Origin of the sequence: Xanthomonas floridensis, from assembly GCF_001642575.1 — a bacterium.
In the GTDB taxonomy this organism is placed as follows: Bacteria; Pseudomonadota; Gammaproteobacteria; order Xanthomonadales; family Xanthomonadaceae; genus Xanthomonas; species Xanthomonas floridensis.
In genome coordinates this window covers 1-17,087 of sequence record NZ_LXNG01000022.1, presented here as the reverse complement: position 1 = coordinate 17,087, position 17,087 = coordinate 1, and the positions used below count along the sequence as shown (strand labels likewise).

The 17,087-nt window shown below is 65.0% G+C and carries 13 protein-coding genes; 7 read left to right on the top strand and 6 right to left on the bottom strand.

The window, feature by feature from the left end:
• Positions 1–7: 7 nt before the first annotated feature.
• Positions 8–3,673, bottom strand: coding sequence for a ribonuclease E/G (locus A7D17_RS13245; protein ID WP_064509523.1), 3,666 nt, complete (start codon positions 3,671–3,673; stop codon positions 8–10).
• 410 nt (positions 3,674–4,083) lie between these two features.
• Here A7D17_RS13245 and A7D17_RS13240 point away from each other — a divergent pair, with 410 nt between their 5' ends.
• Positions 4,084–5,070, top strand: a complete 987-nt coding sequence (locus tag A7D17_RS13240; RefSeq protein WP_064509522.1) for an RluA family pseudouridine synthase — start codon at positions 4,084–4,086, stop codon at positions 5,068–5,070.
• A 252-nt stretch (positions 5,071–5,322) separates the two neighbouring features.
• On the opposite strand, the gene A7D17_RS13235 is transcribed toward A7D17_RS13240, so the two are convergent.
• From A7D17_RS13235 to A7D17_RS13220, 4 genes are all read right to left on the bottom strand, one after another.
• Positions 5,323–7,143, bottom strand: coding sequence for a DUF3300 domain-containing protein (locus tag A7D17_RS13235; protein ID WP_064509521.1), 1,821 nt, complete (start codon positions 7,141–7,143; stop codon positions 5,323–5,325).
• Between the two features lie 536 nt (positions 7,144–7,679).
• On the bottom strand, positions 7,680–8,498 hold the full coding sequence (gene zupT / locus A7D17_RS13230) for a zinc transporter ZupT (protein WP_064509520.1): 819 nt from the start codon (positions 8,496–8,498) through the stop codon (positions 7,680–7,682).
• A 241-nt stretch (positions 8,499–8,739) separates the two neighbouring features.
• Positions 8,740–9,162: an energy transducer TonB gene (locus A7D17_RS13225; RefSeq protein ID WP_064509519.1), complete on the bottom strand. Its 423-nt coding sequence runs from the start codon at positions 9,160–9,162 to the stop codon at positions 8,740–8,742.
• Complete coding sequence (locus A7D17_RS13220) at positions 9,159–9,515, bottom strand: 4a-hydroxytetrahydrobiopterin dehydratase (RefSeq protein WP_064509518.1); 357 nt, start codon at positions 9,513–9,515, stop codon at positions 9,159–9,161. The genes A7D17_RS13225 and A7D17_RS13220 overlap by 4 nt, the downstream gene beginning before the upstream one ends.
• An 88-nt stretch (positions 9,516–9,603) precedes the next feature.
• On the opposite strand from A7D17_RS13220, the gene A7D17_RS13215 reads away from it, so the two are divergent.
• The 3 genes from A7D17_RS13215 to A7D17_RS13205 all read left to right on the top strand — a co-directional run bounded on the left by A7D17_RS13215 (position 9,604) and on the right by A7D17_RS13205 (position 12,783).
• Entirely contained in the window at positions 9,604–10,203 is a 600-nt protein-coding gene (locus A7D17_RS13215) for an NfuA family Fe-S biogenesis protein (RefSeq protein ID WP_064509517.1), read from the top strand.
• Between the two features lie 13 nt (positions 10,204–10,216).
• A complete protein-coding gene (locus tag A7D17_RS13210; RefSeq protein ID WP_064509516.1) occupies positions 10,217–12,010 on the top strand; it encodes a hypothetical protein in 1,794 nt (597 codons plus the stop codon).
• A 122-nt stretch (positions 12,011–12,132) separates the two neighbouring features.
• On the top strand, positions 12,133–12,783 hold the full coding sequence (locus A7D17_RS13205; RefSeq protein ID WP_064509515.1) for a TraX family protein: 651 nt from the start codon (positions 12,133–12,135) through the stop codon (positions 12,781–12,783).
• 145 nt (positions 12,784–12,928) lie between these two features.
• Here the strand turns inward: A7D17_RS13205 and A7D17_RS13200 are convergent, their stop codons facing one another.
• Positions 12,929–13,798 (bottom strand): NmrA/HSCARG family protein, encoded by an 870-nt coding sequence (locus A7D17_RS13200; RefSeq protein ID WP_064509514.1) that lies wholly within the window; start codon positions 13,796–13,798, stop codon positions 12,929–12,931.
• 160 nt (positions 13,799–13,958) lie between these two features.
• Between A7D17_RS13200 and A7D17_RS13195 the strand changes: the two genes are divergently transcribed.
• The 3 genes from A7D17_RS13195 (at position 13,959) to A7D17_RS13185 (ending at position 16,991) form a co-directional block, all read left to right on the top strand.
• Entirely contained in the window at positions 13,959–14,834 is an 876-nt protein-coding gene (locus A7D17_RS13195) for a LysR family transcriptional regulator (RefSeq protein ID WP_064509513.1), read from the top strand.
• Positions 14,835–15,058: 224 nt separating this feature from the next.
• Positions 15,059–15,706 carry an SMI1/KNR4 family protein gene (locus tag A7D17_RS13190; RefSeq protein WP_064509512.1) on the top strand — a complete coding sequence of 216 codons (648 nt, stop codon included), beginning with the start codon at positions 15,059–15,061 and terminating at the stop codon, positions 15,704–15,706.
• Positions 15,707–16,301: 595 nt separating this feature from the next.
• On the top strand, positions 16,302–16,991 hold the full coding sequence (locus A7D17_RS13185; protein WP_239692192.1) for a tyrosine-type recombinase/integrase: 690 nt from the start codon (positions 16,302–16,304) through the stop codon (positions 16,989–16,991).
• Positions 16,992–17,087: the final 96 nt, after the last annotated feature.

Sequence of the window (17,087 nt, the reverse complement as noted above, 5' to 3'; positions counted from 1 at the left end):
GTGAGGATCAGTGATCGCCATGCGGCTTGTTGCTGTCGTCATCCTTCGCCTCATCGGCGTCAGACGACGGGGCAACCGGCTTTGCTGGCTCGGACACGATCACCGTCGGCTTGGGCTTGTCTGCCGCCGTCTCCTGCATTGCGGCAGGGGCTGTCGGCGCTTGGCTGACCGAAGATGCGGGGGCGGCAGCATCGTTGGGGCTCAGCGCATCGAGCAGGGTGGTCTGCACCGGAGCATAGGGCTTGCGCACCGGCGCGGCGTCTGCCGTGGAGCTGGTCGGCACGACCGCTGCAGTGGAAGTGACAGCGACCTCGGCCGACGGTGACTGCGGGGCAGACGGTGCAGTGTGCGGCGCGTTGACCGTGACCACTGCCGCCTGCGCCGTTGGCGTTGCCGCCGCAGGCAGATCGGCAGCAGGCTTCACGGTGGTGGCTTGCGCCGGCGCCGATTGCACCACAGGCGTTGCAGTGCCCGCCGAAGCAACGTGCTCCTGCTTGTCGGCTTCCGGTGCAGCGGCCTTGCCGGCCACGGGCGCAGCGGCATTGGCCGATGCGGAGGGCTGGCGTTGAGAGCCGGCCTCAGCCCCTGCTGCCACCGGCGTTACAGCAGCCGGTGCCGGTGTTGCAGGCGCGGTAGCTGGCACCGATGCGGCAGCCGCAGTCCCAGTAGTTGCCACACGTGCCGCAGCGGATGCCGGGGTGGTGGCTGTAGCGACAAGTGCCGGCGCAGCGGAGACCTGCGGGGCGACCGGAGCCGGGCGCTGTTCTACCGACTGCGTTGCGGCAACGTCTGCACCAGCAGCCGTCGACGGCGTCGCAGCAGGCTTGGCAGGTGCCTCGGCGGCAACAGCCGGCGCCGCAGGGCGGTCGCGAGTGGCATCAGCTGCGGCAACCGGCACCGCTGCCGAGGGCTGCGACGACGGCACGGCGTTGGAAACCGGCGCGGTGGTCGAGGCCGTCTCGCTGCCGCCTTGCGGCTCTGCACGTTCCTTGGGAACCGGGCGCGGCTTGGCAGCTGCCTGCGTGGCAGCTTCGGGCTTGCGCACGGCAGCTGCCGGCGCGTCGTCGTCGAAGTCGAACTCCGGCTGGCCGGCACGCGGCGCGGCCGAGGCGTGAGCCTGCGGACCGGCATCGTCACCTTCGCCATCACCGTCCAGATCGGTGTCGGCATCGCCGTCCAGATCGTCGGCCTCCAGACCATCGACGCTGCTGCCGCCCTCACCATTGGCACCGGCGCCACGACGACGACGGCGTCCGCCGCGACGTCCGCGACGACGACGGCTTCCGCCTTCGCCATTGGCCGCATCGTCGCCCGAGGCCTCCTGGGCCGGCGCAGCCGCATTCGCGTCGGTGCCGCGGTCGGCAGTGGATTCGCTCACCACAACCTCGACCGGATGCGCTGGGGTTGCCTCGTTGGCATTGCTCTGGGTGTTGACCGGTGCAGCGGTTTCGGCGATGGCAGACACCACGCTCGACGTCGTTGCCGTTGCGGCAGTCGCGGTAGTGGTCTGCGCTGCCGCCGTCCCCTCATCCTGGCGTGCCGGACGCGGCTGACGCTCGGACGGCGCACCGTCCTGCTGTGCGGGCGCACGCGGCGGGCGCGGGGCCTGGTTCTGCGGCTTGGGCTTCTGCTGCTGCGGTTGCTGCGGTTGCTGCTGCTTCGGTGCCTGCGCTTCGTTGCGCGGCGGCTTGGGCACCTGCACCTGCTGCTGTGCCTGGGCGCCGTTCTGCGCACCCTGGCCGCTGGCCGGCTGGCGTCGCTCATCGCGACGCTCCTTGTTGGCACCGTTGCCGTTGCCATTACCGCCATTACCGCGGCTCTGGCCGCCGTTACGGGCATCGCGACCGTCGCGACGTTGACCACCGCGCTCGCCGCGCTCGTTACGATTGTTGCGGCCGGCATCGTTCTGGCGCGGACGCGGAGTCGACTCGGGCGCGGGAGCGACCGGCTCGACGCCACCGAAAATACGCTTCAGCCAACCGACCACGCCGGTGACCGGCGCCGGAATCGGCACGGTCACCACTGGCGCCGGCGCGGCGACAGGCGCAACCGGGGCAGGGGCCTCTTCGCGCACCGGAGCGGGCTGGCTTGGCTTGATCGAGGTCACCGCCGGGGCGGCCGGGATGTTCAACTGCGCCTTGGTCAGCGCATGCACCGGCAACTTGCGCGGGGTGCCGCGCTGATAGCTCGGCTTGCCGCTGTCTTCGCCCAACTCGTTCTCGCGCAGACGGGTGACTTCGTAGTGCGGGGTATGCAGCTGCTCGTCGGCCACGATGATGATCGGCGACTCGTGGCGCTGCTCGATCTCACGCAGCGCACTGCGCTTTTCGTTGAGCAGGTAGTTGGCGATTTCCACCGGCGCCTGCACCAGCACCTGCCCGGTGTTCTCCTTCATCGCGTGCTCTTCGGCCACGCGGATGATCGACAGCGACAGCGACTCGACGCTGCGCATGCGGCCATGGCCATCGCAACGCGGGCAGACGATCTGGCTGGATTCGCCCAGGCTCGGACGCAGCCGCTGACGGCTCATTTCCATCAGGCCGAAGCGCGAGATGCGACCCAACTGCACACGGGCGCGGTCGTACTTGAGCGCGTTCTGCAGCTTGTTTTCGACTTCGCGCTGGTGCTTGGACGAGGCCATGTCGATGAAGTCGATGACCACCAGGCCGCCGAGGTCGCGCAGGCGCAGCTGGCGCGCGACTTCTTCGGCCGCTTCCAGGTTGGTCTGGAACGCGGTTTCCTCGATGTCGCTGCCCTTGGTGGCGCGCGAGGAGTTCACGTCGACGGCGGTCAGGGCTTCGGTCTGGTCGACCACGATCGAGCCGCCCGACGGCAGGCGCACGTTGCGCTCATAGGCGCCTTCGATCTGGGATTCGATCTGGAAGCGGTTGAACAGCGGGATGTCGTCGGTGTAGTGCTTGAGCTTGCGCAGGCTCTGCGGCATCACCTGCTTCATGAATTCCTGGGCGTCGGCATACAGCTCCGGCGTATCGACCAGGATCTCGCCGACGTCGGCGCGCAGGTAGTCGCGCAATGCGCGGATGATCAGGCGCGATTCCTGATAGATCAGGAACGCGGCCGGCTTGCTCAGCGCAGCCTCGGCGATCGCCTTCCAGGTCTGCAGCAGATAATCCAGATCCCACTGCAGTTCTTCGGCGTCACGGCCGACACCGGCGGTGCGGATGATCACGCCCATGTCGTCGGGGATATCGAGCTTGTCCAGCGCTTCCTTCAGCGCGGCGCGGTCTTCGCCTTCGATCCGGCGCGAGACGCCACCGGCGCTGGGCGAATTGGGCATCAGCACCATGTAGCGGCCGGCCAGCGAGATGAACGTGGTCAGGGCCGCGCCCTTGTTGCCGCGCTCTTCCTTGTCGACCTGCACCACGATTTCCTGGCCTTCGCGCAGCAGCTCGCGAATGGTCGACTTGTTGTGGTCGACGCCGGCCTGGAAATAATCGCGGGAGATTTCCTTCAGCGGCAGAAAGCCATGGCGCTCGGCGCCATAGTCCACGAACGCCGCCTCCAGAGAGGGCTCAAGCCGGGTGATACGGCCCTTGTAGATGTTGGACTTCTTTTGTTCCTTGGACGGCTGTTCGATGTCGATGTCGTACAGGGTCTGGCCGTCCACAATCGCCACGCGCAGCTCTTCGGCCTGCGTTGCGTTGATCAGCATTCGCTTCATTGTTGCGTTCCTCGCGCGCTCTACCGCGCGGAACGCCGTGACGTTTCGCCTCTGGAACAGGTCGCCGGCCTTTCGCGCAACGCGCGGACAGGCCTGGCTAGGGTTTCCAGCGCTGCAACACCACGGCAGGCCGCGGGAGCGCTTCTCTTAAAGTTTTTAGGTGTTTCAGGGCCGGCGCTGCGTCCAGACGATACCGGGGCCGCGCACGGGACATGTTCAACGCAACGGTCAAAGACCGCTGGCGATGGCCGGGCAGGCCGGTGAGCCGCTAACATGGCCGCCCCGGGGGCGGTGGTCGCGCACTGTGCCGGAATCATCGGAAGTCAGGCTTCTGGCCAATCAACTTCCAACGAAATCAAACCCTTATCTCGCTCGCCGAGTGTAACAGAATAAAGAGCCGGATGACCGACCCCCAGCCCCCCAAGCCACCTGCCGACCGTGTAGGCGTGCGCATTCTCAAAGTTCCGGAAGACCGTACTGGGCAGCGGCTGGACAATTTCCTGCTCGGCCAGCTCAAGGGCGCTCCGCGTAGCCTGATCTACAAGCTGGTGCGCAGCGGTCAGGTGCGCGTGAATGGCGGGCGGGCCAAGGCCGAACGCAAGCTGGAAGGCGGCGAAGAAGTCCGCATCCCGCCGGTGCGCGTGACCGAGGAAGGCGACAAGACCGCGCCACCGGCGTCGTTCCTGGCCCGGCTGGAAGCGGCCATCGTGTTCGAGGACGCGCGCCTGCTGGCGCTGAACAAGCCTTCGGGTGTGGCCAGCCATGGCGGCAGCGGAATCAGTTTCGGTGCGATCGAAACCCTGCGCGCGCTCCGCCCCAACCAGAGCCTGGAGCTGGTGCACCGGCTCGACCGCGATACCTCCGGCCTGTTGATCGTGGCCAAGAAACGCTCGGCGCTGACCGAATTGCAGGCGCTGATGCGCGAGGACGACCGCGTCGAAGGCCGCGGCATTACCAAGCGCTACCTGACCCTGCTGGTCGGGCGCATGCCCGATGGGGTGATGACGGTCGATGCGCCCCTGCATATCGGCCTGCGCCAGGGGGGCGAGCGGCACGTGCAGGTGAATGCGATCGGCAAGCCCTCGCTGAGCCACTTCAAGTTGCTGGAGCGGCGCGGTGGGCATTCGTATTGCGAGGTCCGCATCGAGACCGGTCGTACCCACCAGATCCGCGTGCATGCCCAGCATCTGGGCCACCCGGTGGCCGGCGACGACAAATACGGCGAGGCGGAGGTCAACAAGCGCCTGCGCGACCAGCTTGGCCTGAAGCGACTGTTTCTGCACGCCGCATCGCTGGAGTTCGCGCTCGACGCCGGCAAGACCCCTTACGTGCTCAGCGCGCCGCTGGCGCCGGAGCTGGCCGAAGCCCTGGACCGCCTGGGGCGCTGATGCGGGCGCTGCGCGCGCCCGCGCTTCGGATTGAGAGATGACGTGTAAGGCGAGGCTGCGCACTGGATCTTGTTGACTCCCTTGCTGGGCCACGTAGCGATGGGCTTCTAACAAGGGGCCCCATGCCCACCTGCCGACGATCCTGATCCGTTCAACGCTGTGCCTCAGCTCTCGGAGCGATCGTCGTGCTGCCGCGGTGCCTGCGCGTACATGCGCTGCGGGTACGCTTCTGACCGATCCATGAGATGTGCCTCAGCTGTCGCGGCGGTGGTCATGATGCTGCGACGGTTGCGCATGCGGGCGCTGCGGATGCGGTTCGGCCGGCCGGGCAGGGGCCTGGTGAGGTGCCGTAAACGACGCCACCCGCTGCGGGTGCTGCTGCGGCGGCGCCTGCACCACATGATGTTGAACCGGTCGCGATGGCTGTGGCCGCTGCTCGACCCGTTGCTGTTCCACGAAAGCGGCATGTTGCTGGGGCGGGGCGCCTGATTGTCCACGCATCGGGGTGTTACGCAGCTGCCGCGCCTCCCGTTCCGCCTGTCTGGCCTCACGCGGTCGCTGGTTGGCGAAGGCCTCGCGCGGTGGCAGCGAAGTGCGCGGCGCAGGTTCGCTGGCTGTCAGGCTGGGAAACGCTCTCGGCGAGGAGCGTGGCGGCTGAGGCATCGCCGCACGCGGGGGGCGCGTGCTCTGCAATGCAATACTTCGCGTGTCCGGGTGTCGAATGTCCGGATGATCGGCTGAAGCGACCATCGGGGCAGGGGCATTCTGCCCGTGCGGCGCCACCTGAGCTGGCGGCGGCGGAGTGGCTGGCAGCGGGGAGGGCGCATGCGTCGCCACCGGGCGGCCTGGCTGCAACATCTGTGCATTGAAACGCGGCGCAGACAGATGCGCGTCGTCGGGCGGGCGATGCGGGTCGCCTGGCGCAGATGCAAATGCGCCGGGACGTTGCGCAGCCTGCAAGGATTGCGCGATTGCCGGCAGCGCGACCGGCGCAGCCATATGCGACATCGGGCCGTCTGCGGCCACCACTGCCGCACCAGGCGCAGACGGCAGCGCGCTGTTCGACCACCGACGTTGGTCCTGATGCACATAGGAGCGGGCATCGGTATAGGTAGTGCGGTTGTTGATGATGGTGGTCTGCGGCGCGTACACATGTTGCTGGTAGACCACGTAATGCGGCGCTGCAGGCGGCGCATTCCAGTCCACGCGCCAGCTGTTCCAGCCCCAGCGATGCCATGCGGGCGCCGGGGTTGCCCAACCAAACCAGCCATGATGGTGTTCCAGCGCACTGCCGACCAGCACGCCGACACCAAAGGACACCACGCCGGTAGCCACCACATCGCTCTGGTCGTACCAACGCACCGGGTGATAGCGATAGGTGCGGTCCACATCGACCGGTGTGCCGTAGACCACGCCTGGGTCGTAGCGCGGCACGTAGACCACGTCCGGTTGCGCCGGTTCGATGGTGATCACTTGCGTGGGCGGCGGCACGCGGCCCGCGTCCAGGATCGGCGTGACCACCACATGCCGCGCCACCTGCACCTGCTGTTGCGGCGTACTGCGCAGGTGACCACTGGCCTGGGCGCGCTGGCGCATGATCTGCACTGCGTTGAGCACGTCATTGGGATCGTGCGCGTAGGCATCGCCCAGCGCCCGCGTCCAGTCGAGATTGCCGGCGAGCTGGTCCACCACGTCCGGAAAAGCGGTCAGCGCCTTGATGCTGGGGTCCCAGGATTGCGAGACGGTGGCCTGCGCGCGGTCGCTGGCGCTCAGGCCGCCATGACCGCGTAACCAGTCCTGCGCGGTGATGAGTTGATCCGGATACACCGAAGCCGCCAGCGTCTGCGCCAGCAGCTTGTCGGGAAACAGGGCGATTGGAGCGACCAGCTGGTAGAGCTGGTCGGCAGTTGGCGGCGTATACGCAGGCGCTGCGGCAACCGGAGGCGATGGATCGGAGGGCGGCGCTGCCGTCTGCGAGGGCGGGTGACGCTGGCAGCCGCCGAGCACCATGGCGCCGGTGGATGCGACGGCGAGTGCCCAGGCCAGGCGCTCCCGGGACTGTGTGTGTTGCATACGGCACCTCGCTCAGTGCGCGTGGATGACGCGCGTACCATGCGCCGCGTTGAATGTCTGGAAGCTTGCTGGATCGGCGGTTTGGTGCACGCGCGTAGCCGTGTTCAGCGTGCAGGCGGCCAAGCGTCGACGAACCAACACGACGCATCACCTGCATATTAAAAGCGCGTTGAAAGTGCGTTCGAACTCGCTGGGGGAGGCTGCTCGTACCAATTTGCAATGTGCGGGGAATCTGGCGGCTTCCGTGGCGTTCGCTTGCGGCCTAAACGCGCTGATTGATGCGGTCATCGGTGGTGCAGGTGCAAGTGCAGGGAGTAGGTGGTTACCTGCAAGCGCGTGAAGCACCGCTCAGCGGTGTTGCCAACCACGTCCGATCGATATCGTCACGCCGCCGAACCCTCCGTCACCTGCATCTGACTATCGCCATCAGGTTTGGCGACCAGTGCAATGCTGGCCAACTCGCGTCCAGCCAGCATCTGCTATCGCGGTGTCGTGGCTGGACCACCGATCACCTTAAAGCGGTGAGGTGAGGCAGCTCAAGGCGCGGCAAAGCGGAACAACACCAGGCTGATGGCAAGCGTGCCCATGCCCGACACCAGGCCATACACGGTCTCGTGACCTTTTGCATAGCGCTTGGCGGCCGGTAGCAGTTCGTCCAGCGCCAGGAACACCATCACCCCGGAGATCAGCCCGAACACCGTGCCGAACACCGCTTCGGACAGCACGTCCGCCAGCGCCAGATAGCCGATGCCAGCACCGATCGGTTCGGCCAGTCCGCTCAACAGGCTGGCACCGAAGGCATAGAACTTGTTGCGGGTGGCAAAATACACCGGCACAGCGATCGCGATGCCTTCGGGAATGTTGTGGATGGCAATGGCGAACGCCAGCGGCATGCCGACGGCAGGGCTTTCCAAAGTGGCGAAGAAGGTTGCCAGACCTTCGGGAAAATTGTGCGCGGTGATCGCGATCGCGGTCATCAGCCCGACGCGCCGGATGTAGGCGCGGTTGTCGTCGCGAAACTGTGGATCGTCGGTGGACAGGCTCTGGTGCGGGTTGGGCACCAAGCGGTCGATCACCATGATCAGCACCATGCCCGCCAGGAAGGTCAGCGTGCCGAAGGTGAAACCCAGTTTGTCGTTGTAGGCATTGGAAAACGCCGCGATCGACTTGTTGAGGATCTCGGACAACGACACGTACACCATCGCGCCGCCGGCAAATGCCAGCCCGAATGCGAGCAGGCGCGGGTTGGGCTTCTTGGCAAACACCACCATGAGGCTGCCCAGGCCAGTAGCCAGGCCCGCGGCCAGGGTGACCGCCAGCGCGATCCAGACGTTGTGTGACGACACCTCAAGCATGCGATGGGACGACCTCGTGGAATGGAGCCTGGTCCTGTGGCAAATGCATCACGCACTCGCCCAGCGGCGTTGCAGGATGGCAATGCCGCAATGACGAACGCGTGGTGCCGCCGGCGCTCACTGAAGCCGATACTCGCGGCGATGCACGGCGACGGGTGTGTCGTCATGCAATGAAATGCAATGGCGGGCACCTCGGCCCGCCTTGCACATCACAGTCCCGCCGCCCCGGCAGCGGCCGTGCTCAACCGCCGCGCCGGGCCCGCTCCTCGATGGCGAAGCATTCGTCCGGCCGTGGTACCGGCGGCTTGAAGGCGACCGGCACCTGGATGGTTTGCGGCACCGCCTGCCCATTGCGCGTGGCGGGCTTGAACTGCCATTCGCGCACGCGCTTCAACGCAGCCTCGTCCAGCACTGGCTGGCCGCTGCTCTGAGTCACCGATACATCGGTGGGCTTGCCCTCGGTTCCGATTACCACGCGCAGCACGCTGGTCCCGCCGACGCCGGCGCATGCCAGTTCGGGCGCGTATTCCGGAGGCGGAGTCTTCAGCGCGGCCAGCTCGGTGGGGGCCACCGTGGGCGCTGCCGGCTGCTGCGGGGACTTGCCGCAGCCGGTCAGGCCGGCCGCCAGGGCCAGGCCGGCGAGGGCGGCGCGAGACATATTCATGCAGTGACTCCCTGATCGTAGAGTTGCGCGGCCTTCGCGGCGCAGATGAAGTCGTTTTCGCTCAACCCGCCCACGTCGTGGGTGGAATAGCGCACCACGACCCGGTCGTAGTGCACGCCCAGGTCCGGATGGTGGTCTTCGCGGTGGGCGATCCAGGCCAGCGCATTCAAGAAGGCCAGGGTGCGGTAATAGTCGGCAAACCGGAACGTCCGCGTGATCGCGGTACCGGCCTCGGCCAGCTCCCAGCCGGGTACCTGCGGCAGCAGTTCGGCCAGGCGCGCTTCGCCCAGTTTGTGGTCGCTGCCCTTGCGCGGGAGGCAGTGGGCCTGCTCCAGGGGGATCAGATCGGTCATGGCGGTCTCGCAGGGGTGGGCGGACGGCGCCCCGCCAGGATCACGGTGTTCCATGAGCGAGGGCGCATTGAGCGCTAGAATAACCCGCATGATCCAGATATCCGACAAAGCCCAGACCTATTTCCGCAAGCTCATCGAACGCGAGGGCGTGCCCGGCATGGGCGTACGCCTGAGCGCGGTGGACCCGGGGACCCCGCGTGCCGATGCCAGGCTCGAGTTCGCAGAGCCGGCCGATCTCGCCGGCGATGAGTGGGCGATCGATTGCGACGGCTTCACCTTATATGTGGTCGCCGCCAGCGTCCCGTGGGTGGATGGTGCCGAGATCGACTACGTCACCCAATCCACCGGCAACCAGCAACTGACCATCAAGGCGCCCAAGATCAAGGGCGAGGCGCCGGCCGAATCGGCGTCGATGGTGGAGCGCGTGCGCTGGGTGGTCGAGAACGAGGTCAACCCGCAGCTCGCCTCACACGGTGGTCGCGTGGCAGTGCAGGAAGTCTCTGCCGATGGCGTGGTGCTGCTGCGCTTCGGCGGCGGTTGCCATGGCTGTGGCATGGCCGATGTCACGCTCAAGCAGGGCATTGAGAAAACCTTGATGGGACGCGTGCCCGGGGTGACCGCGGTGCGCGATGCGACCGATCACGCCACCGGCGACGCCCCGTACATTCCGCGCGACAGCGCGGCCTGATTCCGCACCACCGGTGACAACGGCTGCCGATCTGCTGCAGGCACTGCGCGCGCGCATGCCGGCCAAGCTCATTCTGGATCGGCGCACCGGGCTGCCATACGGCTGGGCGATCTGGATGCGCAGCCGTGGCGATGCAGCGGCGCCATTCAACGATGACCACGTGATGGACGTGCTGCTGGCGCGTCCATCGGCTGCGGATGGCACTGGCGCTGCGCGGCTGCTGACGCCGTTTCAGGCGTTCCGCAGCCTGTGGTGGCAACACTGGGACCCACGCCCGCGCGATCAGCGCACGCAGCACTGGCTCGCCTTGCTGGGCAGCTTGCTGATCCACATCGGCTTTATCGCTTTGCTGATCTGGGTGGTCGCCGTGCGCTGGGCGCCGGAGGAGACCACCCAAGGCGAGGAGTCGCGAGTGCGGATGACGTTCATCGGCGATGGCGCGGCCGAGCAGGGGGGCGGGCAAGGGGAACCGTCCGCAGCCTCGCCGCCTGCTGCCGGCGAGGCTGCCACGGCGCAGAACGCCAGCGCAGCAAGCGGGAATCCTGCCGACGCCACGCCACCACCCTCGGTGCCGCCGCAGGCAACCGAACCCACTGAGTCCGCCAGCACAGCGCAGGCGGCGGATACCGCACCCGGACCGGCGGTCGCTACTGCCAGCGAACCGGTGGCACCTGAGGTGCCGCAAGTGACGGTGCAGGTGCCACCAGTCACGATCGAATCGCCGTTGCAGGTGACCGAAACACCGATTGCCACGACCGATTTCGTGGTGCCGCCACCGCCGAGCATCACCGTGGCGCCACGCCCCGTGGCGCCGTCGGCACCGCAGATCGAGGTGCGTCAGCGCGACATCCAGACCGTGGCCGAGCGGCCGGCACTGCGCGAGCTGCAGCGCCCGGCGCCTTCGGTGGCGGTGCGTGCTGCGCCGGCGCCGGCGGTGCGCGAGCGCGAGATCGTGGTGCCCGACCAACCCCAGCTCAGCGCGCCAGCGATCCGGCCGCGCGAGCTCGCGCCCAGCGTGCGCATGCCCGAGGTTGCGGTGCGTGCCACCGAACTGCCCAGCGTGCCAGAACCCACTCCGGTACCGCCCGCGCCGCCAGCTCAACCGGCACCGGCCAAGCCGGCGACTTCGTCGGCGACGGCGAGCCCGGCTGCTGCGCAGCCTTCGCCAGCCAGTTCGGCCCCACAAACCGCGCAGGCCAAAGCGGCCACACCTGCGCAAGCTGACACGGCGGCAGCCTCTTCCGCTGCCACGCCTGCTGCCAGCAGCAAGGCCGGCCCGCAAGCGGCCGACCGTAGCGGCGGCTGGGATGTCGCGGCCAATGCCGACGATTGGAGTAAATCCGAGCGCAGCCGGCGCGGCGACAGCAGCGGCGCGAACGGCCAACGCGATGGCGTCTTCAACAGCGACGGCAGTGTGCGGGTGGCCGGCAGCGGCGAGACCGGCAGCGGCGCGGGCGATCGTGGGCCGCCGGGCAGCGAGACCGACACCTGGACCCGCGACCAGATCGCCCAGGGCGGCACCTGGCTCAAGCGGCCGCCGTATGGCTACACGCCGACCTCACTGGACAAGTACTGGATGCCGAACCAGTCGCTGTTGCAGGAATGGGTGCGCCGCGGACTGAAGAAGATCGAGATTCCGATTCCAGGCACCACGACCAAGATCAGCTGCGTGGTGTCGCTGCTGCAATTTGGTGGCGGCTGCGGTCTCAGTGACCCCAACCTCAACGACCAACCGGCCACTGCCAGGCCGCCGCCGGATGTGCCGTTCAAGCGCGAGTTGCAGGAAGACAACGGAGCGGTGCGGTGATGGCGAATGATCCTGCGGCTCAGTGACCAATGCCGGCGACGCCGCCGAGTGAATTGGCGCCTGCTTCCTGGAAAGACCGGCAGAAAACAGCGGGCATCCGACCCACAAGGCGAGATGCAACGGTGACCAGTGGTGGGCGCGAATTCCTGAAGTGGCTAGCTGCCGCCTTCATGACAGGCGATCACGTCTTGAAGATTCTTGCGATTGGATACGTTCCAGTCGTTACAGAACTAGGGCGGGTGGCATTCCCGCTGTTTGCGCTGGTGCTCGCCTATAACCTTGCCCAGCCCAAGGCGGATGTCGAGAAGTCCGTGAAGCGGCTGTTTCTCTGGGGTCTTATCGCCACGCCGGTTGCAGCTATCGCATTTCAACGCGTGTTTCCGCTTAACGTTCTGCTGGCTTTTGCATTGGCAGCGGTCTGCATTCTGGCGATCGAGCGCGGCCGCTGGGTCTTCTTTGCTTTATGCGCGCTCCTGGCGCCAGCGGCGGTCGACTATCGATGGAGTGGGCTGGCGATCGTACTGGGCGCGTGGGTGTTCTGGCGTAACCCATGGCAGTGGCGCCTGTCCAGGGTGGTACTGGCGCTGGTGCTGATAGTGCTGCCGGTGGCGCTGCTGTGCTTGGTCAACGAGACCCCTTGGGGATTGCTGGCGCTGCCATTGCTGTTACTTGCGAAAGTGCGCATACCGGTTCCGCGCTCGCGCCGGGCATTCTATTTTTACTACGTGGGGCATCTACTGGTATTGAGCCTGCTGTCTTACGCAATGCTCTGACGCCTGGCGGCCTTTGCTCTGTGCTGCCTGGTCAGTCAACGCAGGCCGATGATGTCGATACAGGAATTCCAACGGTCGGAATGAACGAAGCGATCATCGCGGCGCAGCACGCGCGGGACGCCCGCACGTGCTGCGCAAACCACACTCAAGCGATTGCGATGGCTTCGCGAACGAAGTGCTCGTAGGTCCGCAGCGGGCGACCCAGGATGGCTTCCAGGGTCTGTGTGGCGCCGTCATCCGCCCGCATGCCGATGGTCTGGATGCCGGCCAGCATCAGGCGCAGGTCGTAGGCCAGCCATGAGGGGCTGTATGCCGCCATCTGCGCTTCGAACGCGGCCACATCGTCACCGGCGTAGGCGATCTCGCGCCCGAGGACCGCGCTCCACATCTGCGCCGCAGACGCACCCGTGATGGCTTGCGGACCAACCAGGTCGAGCGTGAGGCGCGGCAGTGTGCCGGTTGCGCGGTCGCGTCGCAGCAACTCGGCTACGGCGATGTCTGCGATATCGCGGGCATCGATCATGGCCACACCTGCTGCGCCGATCGGCATCGGATAGATGCCGTAGTCCTGGATGGTCTGCCGGATCAGGGTGTCGTTCTGCATGAAGTAGGCAGGACGCAAAATCGTGGCCGGAATATCCAGGCTTTCGATCATGCGTTCGACAGTGTGCTTGCCGGTGAAGTGGGGCACGTTGGTGTACTTGTCGGCATGGATCACCGACAGATACACGATGCGCTCGATTCCGGCTTCCTGGGCCAGATTCAAGGCGATCAACGCCTGCGTCACTTCGTCGGGGGTAACGGCGTTCAACAGGAACAGGGTGCGTACCGATGCCAGTGCCGCGCGCATCGAGCCCACATCGGTCAGGTCGGCGACGACCTCGGTGACACTCTTGGGGAAGTTGCGTTTGCCCGGCTGGCGAACCAGCGCCTTGACCTGTGCACCTGCAGTGGCCAGGCCTTGGGTGACCAACGAACCGACGGTGCCGGTGGCACCGATAACGAGAATGCTCATGGTGAATCTCCTGCGGTGGATGAAGGGCGAACAGTGCGGATGCGCTGCTGGGGTGTTGCCGGCGCATCGCGTTGGCGTTGCGGTGAACAGACTGTATGCCGTTGCGAATCCGATACGAAGACTCCAGAATTCATACACCTGGTTTCAAATGTAAAACACCATGGATCTGAATGCCCTGATCGATTTTTCGCTGGTCGCCGCAAACCAGGGCCTGGGCAAGGCCAGCCGTGCCAGTGGTCGGTCGAAGGCGACGTTGTCGCGCCGTCTCGCCGAGCTTGAGGAACAACTCGGCGTGCGACTTGTGGAGCGCAGCGCACGTGGGCTCAGACTGACCGAAGCCGGGCAACTGCTGATGGATCGCACCGAAGCACCGTTGAACGAAGTGGCCGAGGCGATGACCGCTGCACGCGAGGGACTGTCCACGCCGCGCGGCAGGTTGCGCGTGGCGGCGCCCGTCCTGTTTTCGCAACTGGCGATGGGGCAGCTGGGTGCCGAGTTCTGTGCCGCCTATCCGGAGATCACGCTGGAAGTAGTGGCCGAAGACCGCATCGTCGACCTGGTCGACGAGCAGTTCGATGCGGCCATCCGGATCAATCCCGATCCGGATAGCCGCCTGGTCGGCAGATGCTTCGCGAAGGATCGGCTGGTTGTCGTGGCAGCACCAAGCATCGCGATACCGCCCGCTGGTGCAGTGACACAGGTGCCCGCTGTGGTGACCACGAATTTCCAGCCGACCACCTGGTCGCTCGACGGCGGCCGCCTGCTGCTCGAGCCCATACCGAAGCTTCGGTTCTCCTCGCTATTGATGGTGCGCGACGCAGTCGTTGCCGGCGCCGGCGTGGCGCTGATTCCACAGTCGATTGCAGGCGCTCAACTTGCACGCGGCGCGTTGGTGCAATGGGGAACATTCCCGGGCATGGAGCCATCGCTTTGGGTCTTGCATACCTCCAGACGGTTGGCTGCACCGAAGGTGCGCGCCTTCGTCGATTTCATGTGCGCGCGGTATCCAGATGCGGCCCTGGTGCTGGATGCGTAGATAGGACAACGTCCATGGGGCAGGGTAGTTGCGACGTGCATTGCCCGAGTTCTCGCTGCCGATTCATGCGCTTAACGTGTGCCGCATGCCCGCCGAATCAATAACGGTTGGCTGGTCTCAGCAGCTTCAATGAAAGGCGATGACTGCACCGATTGAGCCCGGCCTCGCTAGCCAATACACGCGCGTTACACTCGTGGGCCATTGAAGGAACGGGGTGCACTGCGATGCTTGAAGGGATTCGCGCACAGTTACGGCGCATAGCGCCCGACATCGCCAAGGCGCTGCTGCCACCGGCCAGCAAAGCACAACTTGCCGCCCTGGAATCGGCGCTTGGCCAACCAGTGCCCGCGGACCTGGCAGCGCTGTACCGCGAAAGCGCCGGGCTGGACCCTGATGCAACGGCCAACTTTGCGCGCGCACTTTCATTGATGAGCGTGGATGAAGTGCTGGATGCCGTGACGCGCGATCAGAACACCGATCCCGTCGCAGCGCGCTTTGCGGACAAGGGAGTTCGGCCGGTGATGACGATGCACAAGCAGCGCATTGTCATCGGGACTGATTTTGCCCGTTGCCGCCTGTGTGTCGATCTGATTCCAGGGGTTGGTGGTACTCCTGGGCAAATTGTGTTTCTCGACAGCGAGCATGCTGTCGCCTTGCTGCTGGCGCCATCGATGAGCGAATTCGCCCAACAGTTCGAAAGCGATCTGGCCAACGGCAGATACACGCTGGCAGCCGATGCACTGGAAGACGGCGTGCAATGGCTGCAGGCAGCACGAGAGATCGGTGTCTGCAACTGGTACCGCTCGCCGACGTGGGCGTATGTGGGACGGTCGTTGGGCGAAGTGTCTGGGCATAACCCTAGCCGCATTTGACATAATATACATTATGCGAACTCATGGTACTATGGAGCCTGTTGCGTAGAGAGAGCCTGGAAGTCAGCCCAGACCGCAACACCAGCGTGATAGATGGTACTAATCATGTTGTTCTCAACGAGCTCTCCTAATGCTTGCTTTCCTACGTGACCCGCAAGTCCCCAGCTCGCTTCACGGTGCATTGATCATTGATGACGAGCACAAGCTGCCTCGTTATTGGGCTGCCGTCTGGGACTTGATGACGAGCTCTGACCTCGCTGACTCAAGCCGGATCAAGAGACTCCGTCACGTCGAAAACCTCTACAAGCATGCAGATCGGATGTTTGGAGCCTCCGCATTGGACGATGCGTTGGCTGGTCTGGATGACGTCCGACTCGCGGAGATCCTTGAGTCTTGGTTTGTCTCGATTCGCAACCAAGCATTTGTCAGCTAGACTGACGAATTGCGCTGGAGAACTGGATTTTGCTTTGTGCGCTCCGTGGTTACTTGGCTGTCGAAGTCAACTCTCCCAACGGATCGTCTAAAACAGATTGAGGGTCGGCTGCATAGGCTGTCGCATCTGTATGGACAACTTCACGTACAAAAATCGAGACAGATGAGCCAGCTACGCTCGCTACCGGCCAGCGTGGTGGAAGCGTTATACGAAATGCTGGATCCCTCCTCCTCTAGCAATCCTTTTTTACGAACGCATACCCGATGGCTGGCGTTCGTCGCATTTCTCCTGATGCTCCACCAAGGCCTGCGCCGAGGCGAAGTTCTTCTTCTCACGGCAGACGTGGTTAAGAGTGGTTTCGATGAAAGACAACAACGCCCGCGCTACTGGTTGAACGTGCAAAAAGGCAAGTATGCGGACGAAGACGACTCGAGATACTCGCGACCGAGTATCAAGACTGCAAACTCCATACGGCAGTTGCCTTTGAGTAGCACGATGTCCGGTCTCATCCAGACCTATGTGGAAAACCACAGAGGAAGGCCAAACCATGCGTTCTTGCTCAACACTCAACAAAATAGTCCGTTATCCACAGAGTCTTTGACAAAGATATTCTTGAAAATATCAGGCCATCTGCAACCTCATGTCATTCAAGAGCTGAAGGATCGAACGGGCAAGATTTCCGTGACGCCGCACGACCTTCGCCATACATGCGCAGTCGTTCGCCTGCATCAACTCCTGGATCAAGGCGACCCCATGGATGAAGCCTTACAGAAGTTACGAGCTTTCTTTGGATGGTCGAAAGATTCTCAGATGCCGGTTAGGGATGGTCTGATCAACGCCATCGGAGGATGAGGTAAGCCGCATCGGTCGCGCCAATGACGCTCAGGCCTGCGGTTTTTGGCCGTTTCCGGCGCATGTGCGCGGTGTTGCCCCTGCTACAGGCACACC